This window comes from Agrobacterium burrii (genome assembly GCF_017313405.1).
Classification (GTDB): domain Bacteria; phylum Pseudomonadota; class Alphaproteobacteria; order Rhizobiales; family Rhizobiaceae; genus Agrobacterium; species Agrobacterium burrii.
Window position 1 is genome coordinate 552,987 of sequence record NZ_JAFLNA010000002.1, and the last position, 14,122, is coordinate 567,108.

At 59.7% G+C, this 14,122-nt stretch carries 12 protein-coding genes; 6 read left to right on the plus strand and 6 right to left on the minus strand.

The window, feature by feature from the left end:
• The first annotated feature begins 56 nt into the window (after positions 1-56).
• The 5 genes from JZX89_RS06085 (at position 57) to JZX89_RS06105 (ending at position 5,658) form a co-directional block, all read left to right on the plus strand.
• Complete coding sequence (locus tag JZX89_RS06085) at positions 57-1,244, plus strand: M20 aminoacylase family protein (RefSeq protein ID WP_207133413.1); 1,188 nt, start codon at positions 57-59, stop codon at positions 1,242-1,244.
• A 26-nt stretch (positions 1,245-1,270) separates the two neighbouring features.
• The gene (locus JZX89_RS06090; RefSeq protein ID WP_207133414.1) at positions 1,271-1,828 is read left to right on the plus strand and encodes a GNAT family N-acetyltransferase; all 558 of its coding nucleotides are present in this window, start codon (positions 1,271-1,273) and stop codon (positions 1,826-1,828) included.
• Between the two features lie 13 nt (positions 1,829-1,841).
• Positions 1,842-3,644 (plus strand): amino acid ABC transporter permease/ATP-binding protein, encoded by a 1,803-nt coding sequence (locus tag JZX89_RS28825; protein WP_149899287.1) that lies wholly within the window; start codon positions 1,842-1,844, stop codon positions 3,642-3,644.
• Positions 3,645-3,665: 21 nt separating this feature from the next.
• On the plus strand, positions 3,666-4,604 hold the full coding sequence (locus tag JZX89_RS06100) for an ABC transporter substrate-binding protein (protein ID WP_207133415.1): 939 nt from the start codon (positions 3,666-3,668) through the stop codon (positions 4,602-4,604).
• 118 nt (positions 4,605-4,722) lie between these two features.
• Positions 4,723-5,658, plus strand: a complete 936-nt coding sequence (locus tag JZX89_RS06105) for an ABC transporter substrate-binding protein (RefSeq protein ID WP_153514664.1) — start codon at positions 4,723-4,725, stop codon at positions 5,656-5,658.
• A gap of 71 nt (positions 5,659-5,729) precedes the next feature.
• On the opposite strand, the gene JZX89_RS06110 is transcribed toward JZX89_RS06105, so the two are convergent.
• Positions 5,730-7,055 carry an NAD(P)/FAD-dependent oxidoreductase gene (locus JZX89_RS06110; RefSeq protein ID WP_153514666.1) on the minus strand — a complete coding sequence of 442 codons (1,326 nt, stop codon included), beginning with the start codon at positions 7,053-7,055 and terminating at the stop codon, positions 5,730-5,732.
• Positions 7,056-7,285: 230 nt separating this feature from the next.
• Here JZX89_RS06110 and JZX89_RS06115 point away from each other — a divergent pair, with 230 nt between their 5' ends.
• Complete coding sequence (locus JZX89_RS06115; protein ID WP_046801438.1) at positions 7,286-7,762, plus strand: Lrp/AsnC family transcriptional regulator; 477 nt, start codon at positions 7,286-7,288, stop codon at positions 7,760-7,762.
• 189 nt (positions 7,763-7,951) lie between these two features.
• Here the strand turns inward: JZX89_RS06115 and JZX89_RS06120 are convergent, their stop codons facing one another.
• The 5 genes from JZX89_RS06120 to JZX89_RS06140 form a co-directional block, all read right to left on the minus strand.
• A complete protein-coding gene (locus JZX89_RS06120) occupies positions 7,952-9,607 on the minus strand; it encodes an ABC transporter ATP-binding protein (RefSeq protein ID WP_207133416.1) in 1,656 nt (551 codons plus the stop codon).
• On the minus strand, positions 9,607-10,458 hold the full coding sequence (locus tag JZX89_RS06125) for an ABC transporter permease (protein WP_153514670.1): 852 nt from the start codon (positions 10,456-10,458) through the stop codon (positions 9,607-9,609). Before JZX89_RS06125 ends, JZX89_RS06120 begins: the two co-directional genes overlap by 1 nt.
• Positions 10,458-11,408: an ABC transporter permease gene (locus JZX89_RS06130; protein ID WP_153514672.1), complete on the minus strand. Its 951-nt coding sequence runs from the start codon at positions 11,406-11,408 to the stop codon at positions 10,458-10,460. Before JZX89_RS06130 ends, JZX89_RS06125 begins: the two co-directional genes overlap by 1 nt.
• Positions 11,409-11,493: 85 nt before the next feature.
• Positions 11,494-13,104, minus strand: coding sequence for an ABC transporter substrate-binding protein (locus JZX89_RS06135; RefSeq protein ID WP_153514674.1), 1,611 nt, complete (start codon positions 13,102-13,104; stop codon positions 11,494-11,496).
• A gap of 95 nt (positions 13,105-13,199) precedes the next feature.
• Positions 13,200-13,883 carry an HAD-IA family hydrolase gene (locus tag JZX89_RS06140; RefSeq protein WP_369809534.1) on the minus strand — a complete coding sequence of 228 codons (684 nt, stop codon included), beginning with the start codon at positions 13,881-13,883 and terminating at the stop codon, positions 13,200-13,202.
• Positions 13,884-14,122 lie beyond the last annotated feature (239 nt).

The window sequence follows — 14,122 nt, forward strand, 5'->3', positions numbered from 1 at the left end:
CCGCCCGCGCAGGTTAGAAGACGCGGCGCGCAAAAAGCCGTGCAGGAGACAGAACCATGAATATCCGCATTGACGGCGCGCGTCCACAGGACGACGCCGAACGGGGAATCCTTGCCTTTATCGAGGAGAGCATCGCCATCCGGCATGATCTCCACCGGCATCCGGAGCTGTCGCTCAAGGAACACCGCACGGCGGCGCTCATCGCCCGTTATCTGCTGTCGTTTGGATATGAGGTGACAGAGGGTGTCGGCGGTCACGGTGTCGTTGCCACCCTGAAACGGGGTCATGGTGAAAAACGTCTCGGCATCCGCGCCGATATTGATGCGCTGCCAATTCATGAAGAGACCGGCCTTGCCTATGTCAGCGAAACGCCGGGCGTCATGCATGCCTGCGGTCATGATGGTCACACGACGATCCTGCTCACTGCTGCCCGTTATCTTGCTGAAACCTCGAATTTTTCCGGCACCCTGACGCTGATTTTCCAGCCCGCCGAGGAAATCGGCGCGGGTGCGAGAGCGATGATAAAGGACCGGCTGTTCGAGCGGTTTCCCGTCGATGCGGTCTTCGGCCTGCACAATTGGCCGGGTGTGGAAACCGGACAGTTCGGTTTCGTCGAAGGCCCTGCCATGGCCTCCGTCGACAAGGCGCAGGTGCGGATCGTCGGCAAGGGCGGCCACGGGGCGGCGCCGCATGAAACGGTCGATCCGGTTCTGGCGTCGGCAAGCTTCATCACCGCCCTGCAGAGCATCGTTTCCCGCAACGTCGATCCGCGCGAAATGGCGGTGCTGACCGTCGGTTCCATCCATGGCGGAACCGCCTCCAACGTCATTCCCGAGAGTGTGGAATTGCAGATTACCGCCCGGGCTTTTTCACCCGCCGTGCGCGACAGGCTGGAGGAACGGCTTCCGGCGCTCGCCAAAGCGCAGGCGGAAAGTTTTGGCGCCAAGGCGGAAGTCGCCTATTCCCGCGGTTTTCCGCCTGTCATCAATCATGCCGCGCAGACGATTTTTGCCCGCGATATCGCCAGACAGCATTTTCCCGCCGGACAGGTAGTGGAAGGCTTTCAGCCACGCACGGCGAGCGAGGATTTCGCCTTCATGCTGCTGGAGCGGCCCGGCTCTTACCTCTTCGTCGGCAATGGCGACAGCGCGCCGCTGCACAGCCCTCACTATGATTTCAACGATGCGATCATCGCGCCCGCGGCACGCTTCTGGGTGCGCCTGGCTGAAGCATACCTCTCCTGATTGCCCGTAACCTGAGGAACAACGACATGAGCGATAGTTTTCTCTACACATCCGTCAATGATCCGCTGGCAACGCCGCTTCTGGAGGAGTTGCTGTTTGAATATGACAGCCGTTACGGCACTTTTTTCAATGCGGAAGGGGCCAGAGCGGAACTGAACAAATATCCGCCGGAAGCCTTCAGCCCCCCTTTGGGCAATTTCCTGCTGCTGCTGCGCGACGGCAAGGCAATCGCCGGTGGCGCCTTCATGCGCTACGACGAGGAGACCGCCGAGTTCAAGCGGGTCTGGACCCATTCGACCCATCGTCGGCAGGGGCTGGCGAAAATCGTGCTTCGGGAGCTTGAGCAGCAGGCGATCCGGCAGGGTTATGCCCGCGTCTATCTGACGACGGGGTTCCGCCAGCCGGAAGCCGTCGGTCTTTACCTCACCAACGGTTATCGCGCCCTCTTCGACACGGCGGCCGATCCGGAGACGATCCGGTCGCTGCCATTCGAAAAATGGCTCTCCAACACCGTTCTCCCTCCGGCCGGGGAACGCGCGGCGATAGCGCACACCAGCCCTCAACCCTCCTCAGCCCATCCGTGAAAGGCTTTTTCCTATGACGATAGCCTCTGATTTTCCGCATGTTGCGGTCAGCGAGCAGAAGGGTGAAGCGGTGAAGGGCGGTTATTCGCATTTTCGCATCGTTCCGGCCCGTTATCCCTTGCGAACGGTGGGCACGGTTTTCTCCGTTCTCATCATCGCCGCCGTGCTGCATTCCGTTTTCGGCAATCCGCGCTGGGGTTGGGACGTCTTTGCCGAATGGTTTTTCGCCGAACCGGTGCTCGTTGGCCTTGGCCGGACATTGCTGTTGACGGCGCTGGGCGCGCTGTTTGGTTTTGTTCTCGGAACGCTGCTGGCACTTGCCCGTGTGTCGCGCTCGCCGCTGCTGGTTGCCGTTTCCTGGACCTATATCTGGATTTTCCGGTCGATCCCGCTGATCGTGCTTCTGCTGATCCTCAACAATCTCGGTTATCTCTATGAAACGGTGACGATCGGCGTGCCCTATACCGGCATCAACTTTTTCAGCTGGAATACGACGCAGCTGATGACGCCATTTGCGGCCGCTGTGCTGGGCCTCACTCTCAATCAGGCAGCCTTTGCATCGGAAATCGTGCGTGGCGGCATCCTCTCGGTCGATCAGGGGCAGCTGGAAGCTGCCGCCGCGCTCGGCCTTCCACGCCGGCGGCAGGCCTCCCGTATCGTTCTGCCGCAGGCCATGCGCTCTATCCTGCCGACGGCCTTCAACGACATCATCGGCCTCGCAAAGGGAACGTCGCAGGTCTATATCCTGGCGCTGCCGGAATTGTTCTACACCATTCAGATCATCTATCGCCGCAATCTGGAAGTGATCCCGCTGCTGATGGTCGCAACCGTCTGGTATCTGGTGATCCTGACGGCGCTATCGATCGTTCAGCATCATATCGAACGGCATTTTTCCCGTGGTGCGCTCCGCAATCCGCCCCCTTCGCTTTTCGCTACTGTCTACCGCACCTTCCTGCCACGCCGGGCAGCGTCGGAACCGGCGGCCGTGGCGACAGTGCCTGCAAAGCGGGAAGCTTCGGTATCTGCGCGTGCGGGAGGCTTCCGGATCGGAAATCGTGGCGGTTCGGTGAATATCCACGGTGTTTCCAAGTCTTTCGGCACACTCAAGGTGCTGGATGATGTCTCCCTTTCCATTCCGGCAGGCAGCGTCACCACCATTCTTGGCCAATCCGGTTCGGGCAAGTCCACCCTGCTGCGCTCCATCAACCATCTGGAGCGCGTCGATGACGGCTTTATCGCCATAGACGGCGAACTGGTCGGTTATCGCCAGCACGGCGATACGCTTTATGAGCTGAAGGAGCGGGAAATCCTCAAGCGCCGCGTCGAAGTGGGCATGGTGTTCCAGAGCTTCAACCTGTTTCCGCATCTCACTGCGCTTGAAAACATCATCGAAGCGCCGGTCGCGGTTCGCGGCATCTCGAAAGAGCAGGCGCAGGCCGAGGCGCGCGATCTTCTGGCCCGCGTCGGCCTTGCCGAAAAGGCCAATGCCTACCCGCGCCAGCTTTCCGGCGGCCAGCAGCAACGTGTGGCGATTGCCCGGGCACTCGCCCTGCGGCCCAAGGTGTTGCTGTTCGATGAGCCGACATCAGCGCTCGACCCTGAACTGGTCAATGAAGTGCTTGACGTCATCAAGGAGCTTTCCCGCTCCGGCGTCACCCTCATCATCGTCACCCATGAAATCGGTTTTGCCCGCGAAGTCTCCGACAGGGTCGTCTTCATGGAACAGGGCCGCATCGTGGAAACGGGCACACCGGAAAAGGTGTTCAACAACCCTGAACATCCGCGCACGGCCGAATTCCTCGCAAAAGTTCTCTAATCATAACAAGGAAACACTCACATGGCTTTTTCATCGAAATTATTGTCCCTGCTCGCCGGTGGTCTTTTCACCGCCACCACCGCGCTCATTCCGGCCGCGCATGCGCAGGAGGTCGATCTGTCGCCCGAACAGAAGGGCCGGGTGCGCGCCGAAAAGGTTGAGGAGGCAATCAAGCTCCTGCCGGCGGGTCCTAAATTCATTGCCGACGGGAAGCTGACGGTTGCGACCGTGCCGTTCCGGCTGCCGCTGGTCGATTATGCGAGCGATACGAAAACGCCGATCGGCGTGGAGCCGGATATCGCCCAGCTGATTGCCGACAGCCTTGGACTTGAACTGCAGCTTGTTCCGATTGCCTGGGCCGACTGGCCGCTCGGCCTTGCTTCCGGCAAATACGATGCCGTCGCATCCAACATCACGGTGACGGAAGCGCGCAAGGAAAAATTCGATTTCTCCAGCTATCGCAACGATCTGCTCGGCTTTTATGTGGGCAGCAACAGCAAGGTCACATCAATCGGCAAGCCTGAAGATGTCGCCGGGCTGAAGGTGATCGTCGGCGCAGCCACCAATCAGGAACAGATTCTGTTGAAATGGATCAAGGATAACAAGGCGAAGGGACTGGCCGACACCGAAGTGCAATATTACGACGATCAGGCCGTGCTTGACGTCGCCCTGCAATCCGGTCGTGCGGATGCCTATCTCGGCCCCAATGCCACCTCGGCCTTTCAGGCGGCAAGCCAGAAAAAGACCAAGCTCGTCGGCACCTTCTCGGGCGGCTGGCCGGAAGCGGCGGAAATTGCCTTCGCTTCCAAAAAGGATGCCGGCATTGCCGAGGCCGTCACCGCTGCGCTGAATGCCCAGATCAAGAACGGCAATTACGGCAAGGTTCTCGCTCGCTGGAATCTCGGCTCGGAAGCCATCACCGAATCCCGCACCAATCCGCCCGGCCTGCCCAAGAGCTGAGCGTGAAAAACTGAGTTCCTAAAAGCTGAGTCGAAGGTGGGACATCACTCAGCCGGTGGCGCGGGCATCCTCCCGCCCGCGCTACCTCCGTCCCGCAATCCTTTCTCGGGAAATCATGATGAGTTTCACCTCTCGTTTCGCCACAGCCATGCTCGGCGTCTTTCTCTCTATCTCCGGTTTCGCCCCGGCCTTCGCAACCGATGTCTTCGATCTGTCACCGGATCAGCCCGGCCGTATCAGGGCTGAAAAAGACCCCGGTGCCATCGCCGCCGTACCGAAAGATTTCAAATTCGTCACGCCGGGCAAACTCACCGTTGCCGTTTCTCCCGGCGGGCCACCATTGGCGACCTATGCGACCGATGCGAAGACCGTCGTGGGCGCAGACCCGGAATACGCGCTTGCCGTTGCCGATAGTCTCGGCCTTGAACTGGAACTGGTGGCCGTGGCCTGGGCCGACTGGCCGCTCGGCCTTGCCTCAGGCAAATATGACGCCGTCATTTCTAATGTCGGCGTTACCGAACAGCGCAAGGAAAAGTTCGATTTCTCCACCTACCGTCAGGGCCTGCACGGCTTCTTCGTCAAGTCCGACAGCGGCATAACCTCCATCGCCGAGCCGAAGGATGCCGCCGGTCTGAGGATCATCGTCGGTGCCGGCACCAATCAGGAGCGTATTCTGCTGAAATGGAGCGACGAGAATGTCGCCGCCGGTTTGAAGCCGCTTGAATTGCAATATTACGATGACGAGGCGACGCGGCTTGTCGCGCTTTCCGCCGGCCGGGCGGATGTGATCGTCCAGCCGCATGCGCAGCTGGTTTTCATTGCCGCGCGCGACAAGACCATCAAGCGGGTGGGAACCCTCTCGGCCGGCTGGCCGGAGCGCTCCGATGTCGCCATTACCACCCGCAAGGGTTCTGGACTGGCGGATGCACTGACGCTTGCCACCAATGATCTGATCAAAAGTGGAGCTTACGCGAAAATTCTCGATCGCTGGCAGCTTGCGGAAGAAGCCCTGCCGGAATCGCGCACCAATCCCCCCGGACTGCCAAAGAGCTGACTGGTCAAAAAAAAGCGGCGGACGGCAATATCCGCAGGTTCGCCTGCGGATATTGTTTTGCTGTTATGGCTTCAGAAATCCGCAACCTTGCCCCATGACGAACCAAGGAACCGGCTGGGGTGATAAGGGGCGGGATCGACGATCGGGCTTGAACCCGTGACGATATCGGCGATCAGATGACCGGCGCCCGGCCCGATGCCGAAACCATGACCGCTGAAACCTGCGGCGAGAATGAAACCGGGCAACTCGCTGGTTTCGCCAATCGCCGGCACACCATCCGGCGTGCTGTCGATGAACCCGGCCCAGGCGGCGGAAATTTGGGTTTTACCAAGTGCGGGCAGGAGTTCGATCGCCCTTTTGTGGGTCTCCCGGATGGCCGCGGCATTGGGTTTCGGATCGAGAATGCGAACCCGCTCCATCGGCGTCGGCGCATCGAGCCGCCAGCGCTTCAACGTTTCGTGGCCGCCGCGAACGCCTTCCAGCCCACCCGGCCGCAGGCTGCGCCAGCGCTTGAGGAACATCGGCACGAATTCACGCGCGAACCGCATCTGCTGCGCCGTCGGATCGACGCGGCCAAGGCCGCTGATGGCGAGGGTGTAACCGCCGTTGTTCCGGCGTGTCAGGGAAACGGCCTTCGTATGCAACGCGTCCGGCAGGCCTTCCGCACCCGGCGTGACCGAGAGGATGGAGGAACGGACGGAAGCCTGCGGGAAACGAATGCCCAGCTGACGGCAAAAGGAAGACGCCCAGGCCCCGCCGGACATGATGGCGGTTTTGGTGCGGATCGTGCCTTTTTCGGTGACGACGGCGCTGACCCTGCCGCCTTCCGTCTCAAGCCCGCGCGCGGCGCAATTCTGATGCACCGTGCCGCCCAGCTTGATGATGGCGCGCGCCACGGCGGGTGCTGCCATGGACGGATCGGCCGTGCCATCGGTGGGTGAGAAGACGCCGCCCTTCCAGCGTTTGCCCGTGGCGCGCCCCCGCTCACTTGCCTCATCGGCGCTCAGCATATGCGTCGTCACGCCGGCGGTGAGGGCAAAGTCGCGCCAGCGCGCCCAGCCGGAAAGTTCCGCCTCGTTGTCGCTCAGGTAAAACAATCCGCAGCGGCGAAAGCCGGTGTCTTCGCCGCTTTCCGTGGCAAATTGTTCCCAGAGAGCAAGGCTCTGGGTCGAAATCGGCAATTCGCGCGCATCGCGGTTCTGCTGCCGGCACCAGCCCCAGTTGCGGCTGGATTGCTCCGCGCCAACAAGGCCTTTTTCCACCAGGGCCACTTTCAGGCCGCGACGGGCAAGGTAGTAGGCTGCGAACACCCCAACGACGCCACCGCCGATAATGACGGCGTCCGCGGCTTTCGGCAGCTCCGGCGATGTCGTGATCTGTTGCAGCGGGGCGGGCATGGGGCGGACTCCTTATATTCATCCTAATTTACCTTGGCTGGCGTGCAAGCGCTGCCAGACTGAGCAGTTTGCCGGAATCTCCTGCTGTTCGGGGCTGTGTCTGCAACTCTTTATGCTGCATCAAAAAAACATGCTTACATCGACAGGGCTCGCGCATGTGATAAGATTTCCACTGCAGCGTCAGAATTTTATGCCGCTCGCTCAAAAACAAAAAAGGGGTTCCGCACGTGATGAAACTTGACCGGATCGATATCAAGATTCTCTACGAACTGCAGAAAAACGGTCGCATCACCAATGTGGAACTGGCGGAGCTTGTCAATCTTTCGCCAAGCCCCTGTCTGATGCGGGTGAAGAAGCTCCAGTCCGAAGGTTATATTGAAGGTTATTCGGCGCAAATCAACATCAACAAGCTTGGCCAGACACTGACCGTCTTCACCGAAATCACCCTCAAGAACCATCGTCAGATCGATTTTGCCCGCTTTCTCGGCGTTGTCGAAAAGATCGATCAGGTGGTGGAATGCCACCTCGTTTCCGGTGGTTACGATTACCTGCTGAAATTCGTCACGTCAGGCATCGTTGAATATCAGTCGATCATGGAGCGGCTGACGGATATGGATGTCGGCATCGATAAATATTTCAGCTTCGTGGTGCTGAAATCGCCGATCACCAAATCGCATATGCCGCTGACCAGCCTGTTTCCGCTTTGAGGGACGGGAACATTTTTGGCAAGGTTGCCAAGGTGCTGAGGCAGGTCGCCTCACACTCGACATCATCCTCGGGCTTGTCCAGAGGATCTGCAACCAATTGATTTTATTGACGTGTTTAGATCCTTGGGACAAGCCCAAGGATGACGCAGGAATATTTATACTCTTCGCCCTGAACTTCGATGCAATGGCTCACCTCTTGGAGAACGCCCGTACCAACTCCGCATCCTGCTGAAGATTGTCGAGCCATGTCGGGTCAAGTTTCGGCACTGAGGAGAACAGCAGCTTCGAATAGGGATGGGTGGGCGATTTGATTGCTTCGGTTTCCAGATGCTCCACTTTCTGGCCGCCATACATCACGACGATTTCGTCGCAGATTGTTTCAACCACCGAAAGATCGTGGCTGATGAAGATGTAAGAAAGGCCAAGCTCCCGCTGCAATTCTCCGAGCAGATCTATGATCGCGGCTGCGACGACCGTATCGAGCGCCGAGGTGATTTCATCGCAGATGATGAGTGATGGTTCGGCCGCAAGCGCGCGGGCGAAATTGACGCGCTGCTTCTGCCCTCCGGAAAGGCCGGAGGGATGGCGGTGGCGGACCGAGCGCGGTAGCTTCACCATATCGAGCAGCTGGTCGATCCGCGCATCGCGGGCCTTGCCTTTCATGCCGTGATAAAAGGTCAGCGGCCGGCCGAGAATATCTTCGATGGGTTTTGCCGGATTGAGCGCGGTATCGGCATATTGGAACACGATCTGCATGCGGCGCAGCTGGTCGCTGGTCCGACGCCGGGCATCGACGTTGAGTTCATGCCCCTCGAAGACGACGTGACCGCTCGCGGCGGGCAGAATGCCGGCAATGGCGCGCGCCAGCGTCGATTTTCCGCAGCCGGATTCGCCGATGATGCCGAGATTGCGGCCGGGATAGACCGCAAGGCTGACGGAATCCACCGCACGCACCAGCGGCATCCGGTCGTCGCCTTTCGTGCCATAACCGGCGATCAGCTGATCAATATTAAGGAGCGGTGTCGCCTCACTTTGCCTGAGCGGTGTCACGACGCGCACCTTGTCGTTAAAAGCGGTCAACAATTCGCGGGTATAGGGATGTTGGGCGTTCTCCAGAATATCCTTGGTCGTGCCGGTTTCCTGAACCTCGCCGCCTTTCAGCACGACGATCCGGTCGGCGATCTGGGCAACGACGGCAAGGTCGTGCGAAACATAGACGCCGCCGATGCCGCCCTTGCGCATCGCCGATTTGAAGGCACGCAGAACCTCGATCTGTGTCGTCACGTCAAGTGCGGTCGTCGGTTCGTCGAAGATTACCAGTTGAGGATTGCCGATCAGCGCCATGGCGGCGGAGAGGCGCTGCAGCTGGCCGCCGGAAACCTGATGCGGGTATCGCTCGCCGATGGTTTCCGGATTGGGCAGTGACAATGCCTTGAAAAGCTCAACCGCTTTTTTACGCGCCTCCTTAGGCGGCATAAGGTGGTGGATGCGGGTGACTTCGATGACCTGATCAATGATTTTCTGCGCCGGGTTGAATGCGGCGGCCGCACTCTGCGGCACATAGGATATTTTCGTGCCGCGCACTTTGGCGCGCTCGGCTTCGGAAAGCTGCACCATGTCGCGGCCTGCCACGGTGACGCTGCCGCCGGAAATGCGGCAGCCCGGCCGGGCATATCCCATCAGGGTTAGCGCGATGGTGGTCTTGCCGGAGCCGCTTTCGCCGATCAGTGCAACGATTTCGCCCTGGGCGATATCGATATCGACGCCCTTGATGATGTCGATGCGGCGGCCAGAATCGGTGGTGGCCTCGACTTTCAGTCCGCGGATTTCAACGAGATTGGTCATTATTCGCTCCTGTCGCGGATTTTCTGCGGCAGATTGTCGATCAGCAGATTGACGCTGATCGTCAGGCTGGCAATCGCCAGCGACGGGAAGATCACGGCCGGCGCGGCAAAGGGCAGGCCGCCGATGTTTTCACGCACCAGCGCACCCCAGTCGGCATTCGGCGGCTGCAAGCCGAGGCCGAGGAAGGAGAGGCCCGACAGAAGCAACACGATGAATACGAAACGCACGCCGAGATCGGCGAGTACGGGGCGGATGATGTTCGGCAGGATTTCCGAGCCGACGAGGTAGAACAGGCTTTCGCCGCGCACGCGGGCGACGGTGACGAAATCCATGGTGTTGACGTTGACGGCGAGCGCCCGGGCGAAACGATAGGCCCCCGGCGTATAGATGACCGACAGGGTGGCAATGAGTACGGGGATGGAGGAACCGACGGCGGCGACGACCACAAGCCCGAAAAGCTTGCTCGGAATGGAGTTTACGGCATCGAGAAAGCGGCTGAGGGCCGCATCAAACCAGCCGCCGACCACGGCGGCACACATGCCGAGAACGACACCGGACACGCAGGCGATCGTGACTGCGGCAAGCGAGATGCCGACGGTGAAACGTGCGCCCATGAGAATGCGGGAAAACACGTCGCGGCCGAGATAATCGGAACCGAGCCAGAGATCGGAGGTCATGGGGCCGAAATAATCGAAGTCGACGATTTCACCAACCGGATGGGGAATGAGATAGGGCGCGAAGATCGCCACCATCGCCCAGAGAAAAATAACGAGAAAGCCGAAAACGCCGACTGCGTTGATCTTGTAACCCAAACGCGAGGTCCCCGACGTTGTTTTGATATGATCGGTCATCAGCGCAGCCTCGGATTGGACATGATGGCGATGATGTCAGCCGTGGTGATGAGGAGGAGATAACCCACGCAGAAAATCATCGCGCAGCTCTGGATCAGCGGCAGGTCGCGGGTCGCGACGCCATCGACCATCAGCTTGGCGATGCCGGGATAGTTGAAGATGGTTTCAACGATGATAACACCGCCGACGAGATAGGAGAGCGACAGGGCCACGGCATTGACGATGGGGCCGAGCGCATTGGGAAGCGCGTGGCGCAACACGATGCGCATGCGCGGCGCGCCCTTTAACAGCGCCATTTCGACATAGGGCGTATCGAGCGTCTCGATCACTGCGGCGCGGCTCATGCGGATCATCTGTGCCGACACGACAAAGGTGAGGGTGATGACCGGCATCGCGTAAACGCGCAGCACATCGAACAGGGTATGAACCTCGCTAACCAGCGACAGGGCTGGCAACCACTTCAGATAAACGGCGAAAACCAAGACGGCGAGCGTCGCGATCATGAATTCCGGCACGGAGATGACGCCGATGGTCAGCACCGTGACGACGCGGTCGTAAAGCGTTCCGCGCAGCATGGCGGAGCTGATGCCTAGCGTCAGCGCCAGCGGCACGGCGATGACGGTGGTGATGCCGGCAAGCTTCATGGAGTTGACGAAACGCGGGCCGATTAGATCAGCGATCGCCATGTTGTTGGCATAGGATGTGCCGAGTTCGCCGTGCAGAAGGCCGAAGAGCCAGCGAACGAACCGCAAAAGCGCCGGGTCGTCGAGATGCATGGCGGTGCGCAGGCCGGCCACGGCCTCCGGCGTCGCCGCCTGGCCAAGCAGGATCGTCGCCGTATCACCGGGCAGCAGGCTGGTGGCGGAAAAGACGAGAAATGACACGATAAGCAGGGTCGTCAGCATGACGACCAGCCGCCTGGCGATAAGGGACAATATCCGGCTGTTCATTGACATGCTCCTGCGACCGACAAAGAGGCTTTCCGCGCTGGCGGAAAGGTTGCCGGACGCATTTGCGCGCCCGGCCCATGGTCTATCAGGCTTCGAGCCATACGTATTCCGCAAAGGCGTAACCCATCATGCCGCCGAGCGGATTGGCTTCCAGGCCCTTGAGCTTTGAGGAGATGGCATCGACATTCGAAATATAGGCGGGAATGATGGTGCCGGCTTCGTCGGCGATCATCGTTTCCAGTTCGAAGTAGATCTGCTTGCGCTTTTCGAGGTCGAGCATGCCGCGTGCTTCGAGCATCATCTTGTCGAACTTCGGCGACTTGTACTGGCTTTCGTTCCACGGCGCGTCGGAGGCGTAAAGCAGCGAGAACAGGATGTCCGGCGTCGGGCGCGGATTGATGTTGCCGAAGTGAACCGGCGCCTTCAGCCAGTAATTGCTCCAGTAACCATCCGAGGGAACGCGCTGCACATCCAGCTTGACGCCGATTTCGGCGGCGGAGGCCTGGATAATCATCGCCATATCGACAGAAGAGGCTGCCGCATCCGATGCGATGACCGGAATGGACTGGCCGATGAGACCTGCCTTTTCGAAGTGGAATTTCGCCTTATCCGGGTCGAAGGCTTTCGGCTTCAGGTCCGGATTGTGATAGGGGTTCATCGGCGGCACCGGCTGGTCGTTGCCGACTTCGCCAAGGCCGCGCAGCGCCGCCTTGACGATCTGCTCACGATTGACGATCGACTTCATGCCGGCGACGAAATCGGCATTGTTGCCCGGCGACTGATCCAGCCGCATGTTGAGGTTGGTATAGTTGCCGGAGGTCGTCTTGGACAGCACGACGCCTTCCTGCTTGTCGAGCAGGCGCAGCGCACGTGGGTTGATGGCTGCTGCAAGCTGGATATCGCCGGAAATAAGGGCGTTGACGCGGGCATTGTCGTCGGAAATCGCCATGAATTCGAAACTGTCGATGTGCGGCCCGCCGGACTTCCAGTAATTGGCGTTCTTGGCCATGATCGAGCGCACACCCGGCTCGAACGTCTCGAGCTTGAAGGCGCCGGTGCCGTTGCCCTTGGAGAAATCCGTGGTGCCGTCGGCAACGATCATGAAATGGTGCAGGGCCAGAATGGCCGGCAGGTCGGCATTCGCATTTGCCAGTGTGATCTCGACGGTGCTTTTGTCGAGAGCCTTGAAGCCGGTCATCTGGGCGGCGATCTTGGCGACCTTGGAGCCAACGGCCGGATCGAGGTGGCGCTTCAGCGAGTAAACCACATCGTCTGCGGTCAGCGCCTTGCCGTCATGGAAGGTGACGCCGGAACGCAGCTTCACGGTCCAGGTCTTGGCGTCCTTCGTTTCGATGGATTCGGCCAGTTCCATCTGCGGCGTGCCGGAAGCATCGAGGAAGCTCAGCCGGTTATATAGGGCGCAGCAGCGGACATAGTCCGTGGAAAGCGAGGCTTTTGCAGGGTCGAGCGTATCGGCCGTGGAGGAGGACCAGCCGGCGGCTTTCAGCGTACCGCCTGAAACGGGGGTGGCCGCCACGGCCTGCGAGGCGCGGCCGAGAATGGCCGAACCGGCGGAAAGGGCGACGCCGCCCGCCAGCATCATGTGAAGCAGTTCTCGCCGCGTCGCGCCGCGACGGATGGCCTGTTCAACGGCGGCATCGTCGGAGCGGGTCCAGTTTGTAATCCTGTCACTCATGGTCTTCCCCTTTTGTATGATTTGTTAAAATGCGTCTGCAGAAATGTCCGGCATGTCGCGTCCCAGTTCGCGCCACGCCCTTGGTCGAGTGCGGTTCAGCCGCCGGTTTGTTTGACGGCCTCGGCAAGGCCGGCCATGGAGGTGAAGTGATAGTCCGGTTGGGTAAAGTTTTCCGGCTCGATCGTGCCGCCATATCCCTTCTGGGCGTGACGCCGCTCGATCCAGCAATTGGTCATCCCGAGTTTCCGGGAAACGCCGATATCGTGGTACTGGCTTTGCGCGACATGCAGAATGTCGTCCTTCGATGCCCCTTCACTCTCGACGAAGGCGAAAACCTTCTCGAAAAATGCCGGGTCCGGCTTCTCCGTGCCGGTATCATCGGCGGTGAAAGCGGCATGAAATGGGTTGCCGAGTTCCTTTGAGAAATATTCGAAGGCCCAGCGCTGGGCATTGGTCATGGCAATGAGACGGTGGGTCTTTGCAAGCTGCGCCATCGCAGCACGGCTGTCTTCAAAACCTTTCCAGTTCTTGGCAGCATCGCGCAGCCGCTCGCCAAGGGCGCGTTCGGCCGGCAAGCCCAGTTCCGGAGCGATGATGAGATACACTCGGACAAGGTCATCCGGAAACAGGTCGGTCGCATCGGAATAACGCGCCGCGCGGTAAAGGCCGAGCGCCTTTTCACCGTCGACCTCGACACCGTTTTCAGCGCCGATCTGGATCAGGGTCGATTTCAGTCCGCCTTCGAAATCGATGAGAGTTCCCACCACGTCGAAGCTCATATATTTGAAGTCGTTCAGGTTTTTGGGCAATGTCGGTCTCCGCTCTGCCGCCTCGTCCTCTTGGGGGAGACTGCGGCATTTTATTTTGTTCCCGGACGAGATCCTTGTCCCGTTCCCATTTTTGAAAACGCCGGTTTTCATGGCGTTTCGTGCTTTTTCTAAGGATAGTTTGGCACTTCCCGCACGCCGTATTCGCCGAAATGGATCGGCTCTTCGGCAGAATATTGCGAATATGCGGT

What these genes read in the sequence shown, in the direction of transcription:
- JZX89_RS06085 (WP_207133413.1), top strand. Translation starts at nt 57, where the DNA reads ATGAATATCCGCATTGACGGCGCGCGTCCACAGGACGACGCCGAACGG.
- JZX89_RS06090 (WP_207133414.1), top strand. Translation starts at nt 1,271, where the DNA reads ATGAGCGATAGTTTTCTCTACACATCCGTCAATGATCCGCTGGCAACG.
- JZX89_RS28825 (WP_149899287.1), top strand. Translation starts at nt 1,842, where the DNA reads ATGACGATAGCCTCTGATTTTCCGCATGTTGCGGTCAGCGAGCAGAAG.
- JZX89_RS06100 (WP_207133415.1), top strand. Translation starts at nt 3,666, where the DNA reads ATGGCTTTTTCATCGAAATTATTGTCCCTGCTCGCCGGTGGTCTTTTC.
- JZX89_RS06105 (WP_153514664.1), top strand. Translation starts at nt 4,723, where the DNA reads ATGAGTTTCACCTCTCGTTTCGCCACAGCCATGCTCGGCGTCTTTCTC.
- JZX89_RS06110 (WP_153514666.1), bottom strand. Translation starts at nt 7,055, where the DNA reads ATGCCCGCCCCGCTGCAACAGATCACGACATCGCCGGAGCTGCCGAAA.
- JZX89_RS06115 (WP_046801438.1), top strand. Translation starts at nt 7,286, where the DNA reads ATGAAACTTGACCGGATCGATATCAAGATTCTCTACGAACTGCAGAAA.
- JZX89_RS06120 (WP_207133416.1), bottom strand. Translation starts at nt 9,607, where the DNA reads ATGACCAATCTCGTTGAAATCCGCGGACTGAAAGTCGAGGCCACCACC.
- JZX89_RS06125 (WP_153514670.1), bottom strand. Translation starts at nt 10,458, where the DNA reads ATGACCGATCATATCAAAACAACGTCGGGGACCTCGCGTTTGGGTTAC.
- JZX89_RS06130 (WP_153514672.1), bottom strand. Translation starts at nt 11,408, where the DNA reads ATGAACAGCCGGATATTGTCCCTTATCGCCAGGCGGCTGGTCGTCATG.
- JZX89_RS06135 (WP_153514674.1), bottom strand. Translation starts at nt 13,104, where the DNA reads ATGAGTGACAGGATTACAAACTGGACCCGCTCCGACGATGCCGCCGTT.
- JZX89_RS06140 (WP_369809534.1), bottom strand. Translation starts at nt 13,883, where the DNA reads ATGAGCTTCGACGTGGTGGGAACTCTCATCGATTTCGAAGGCGGACTG.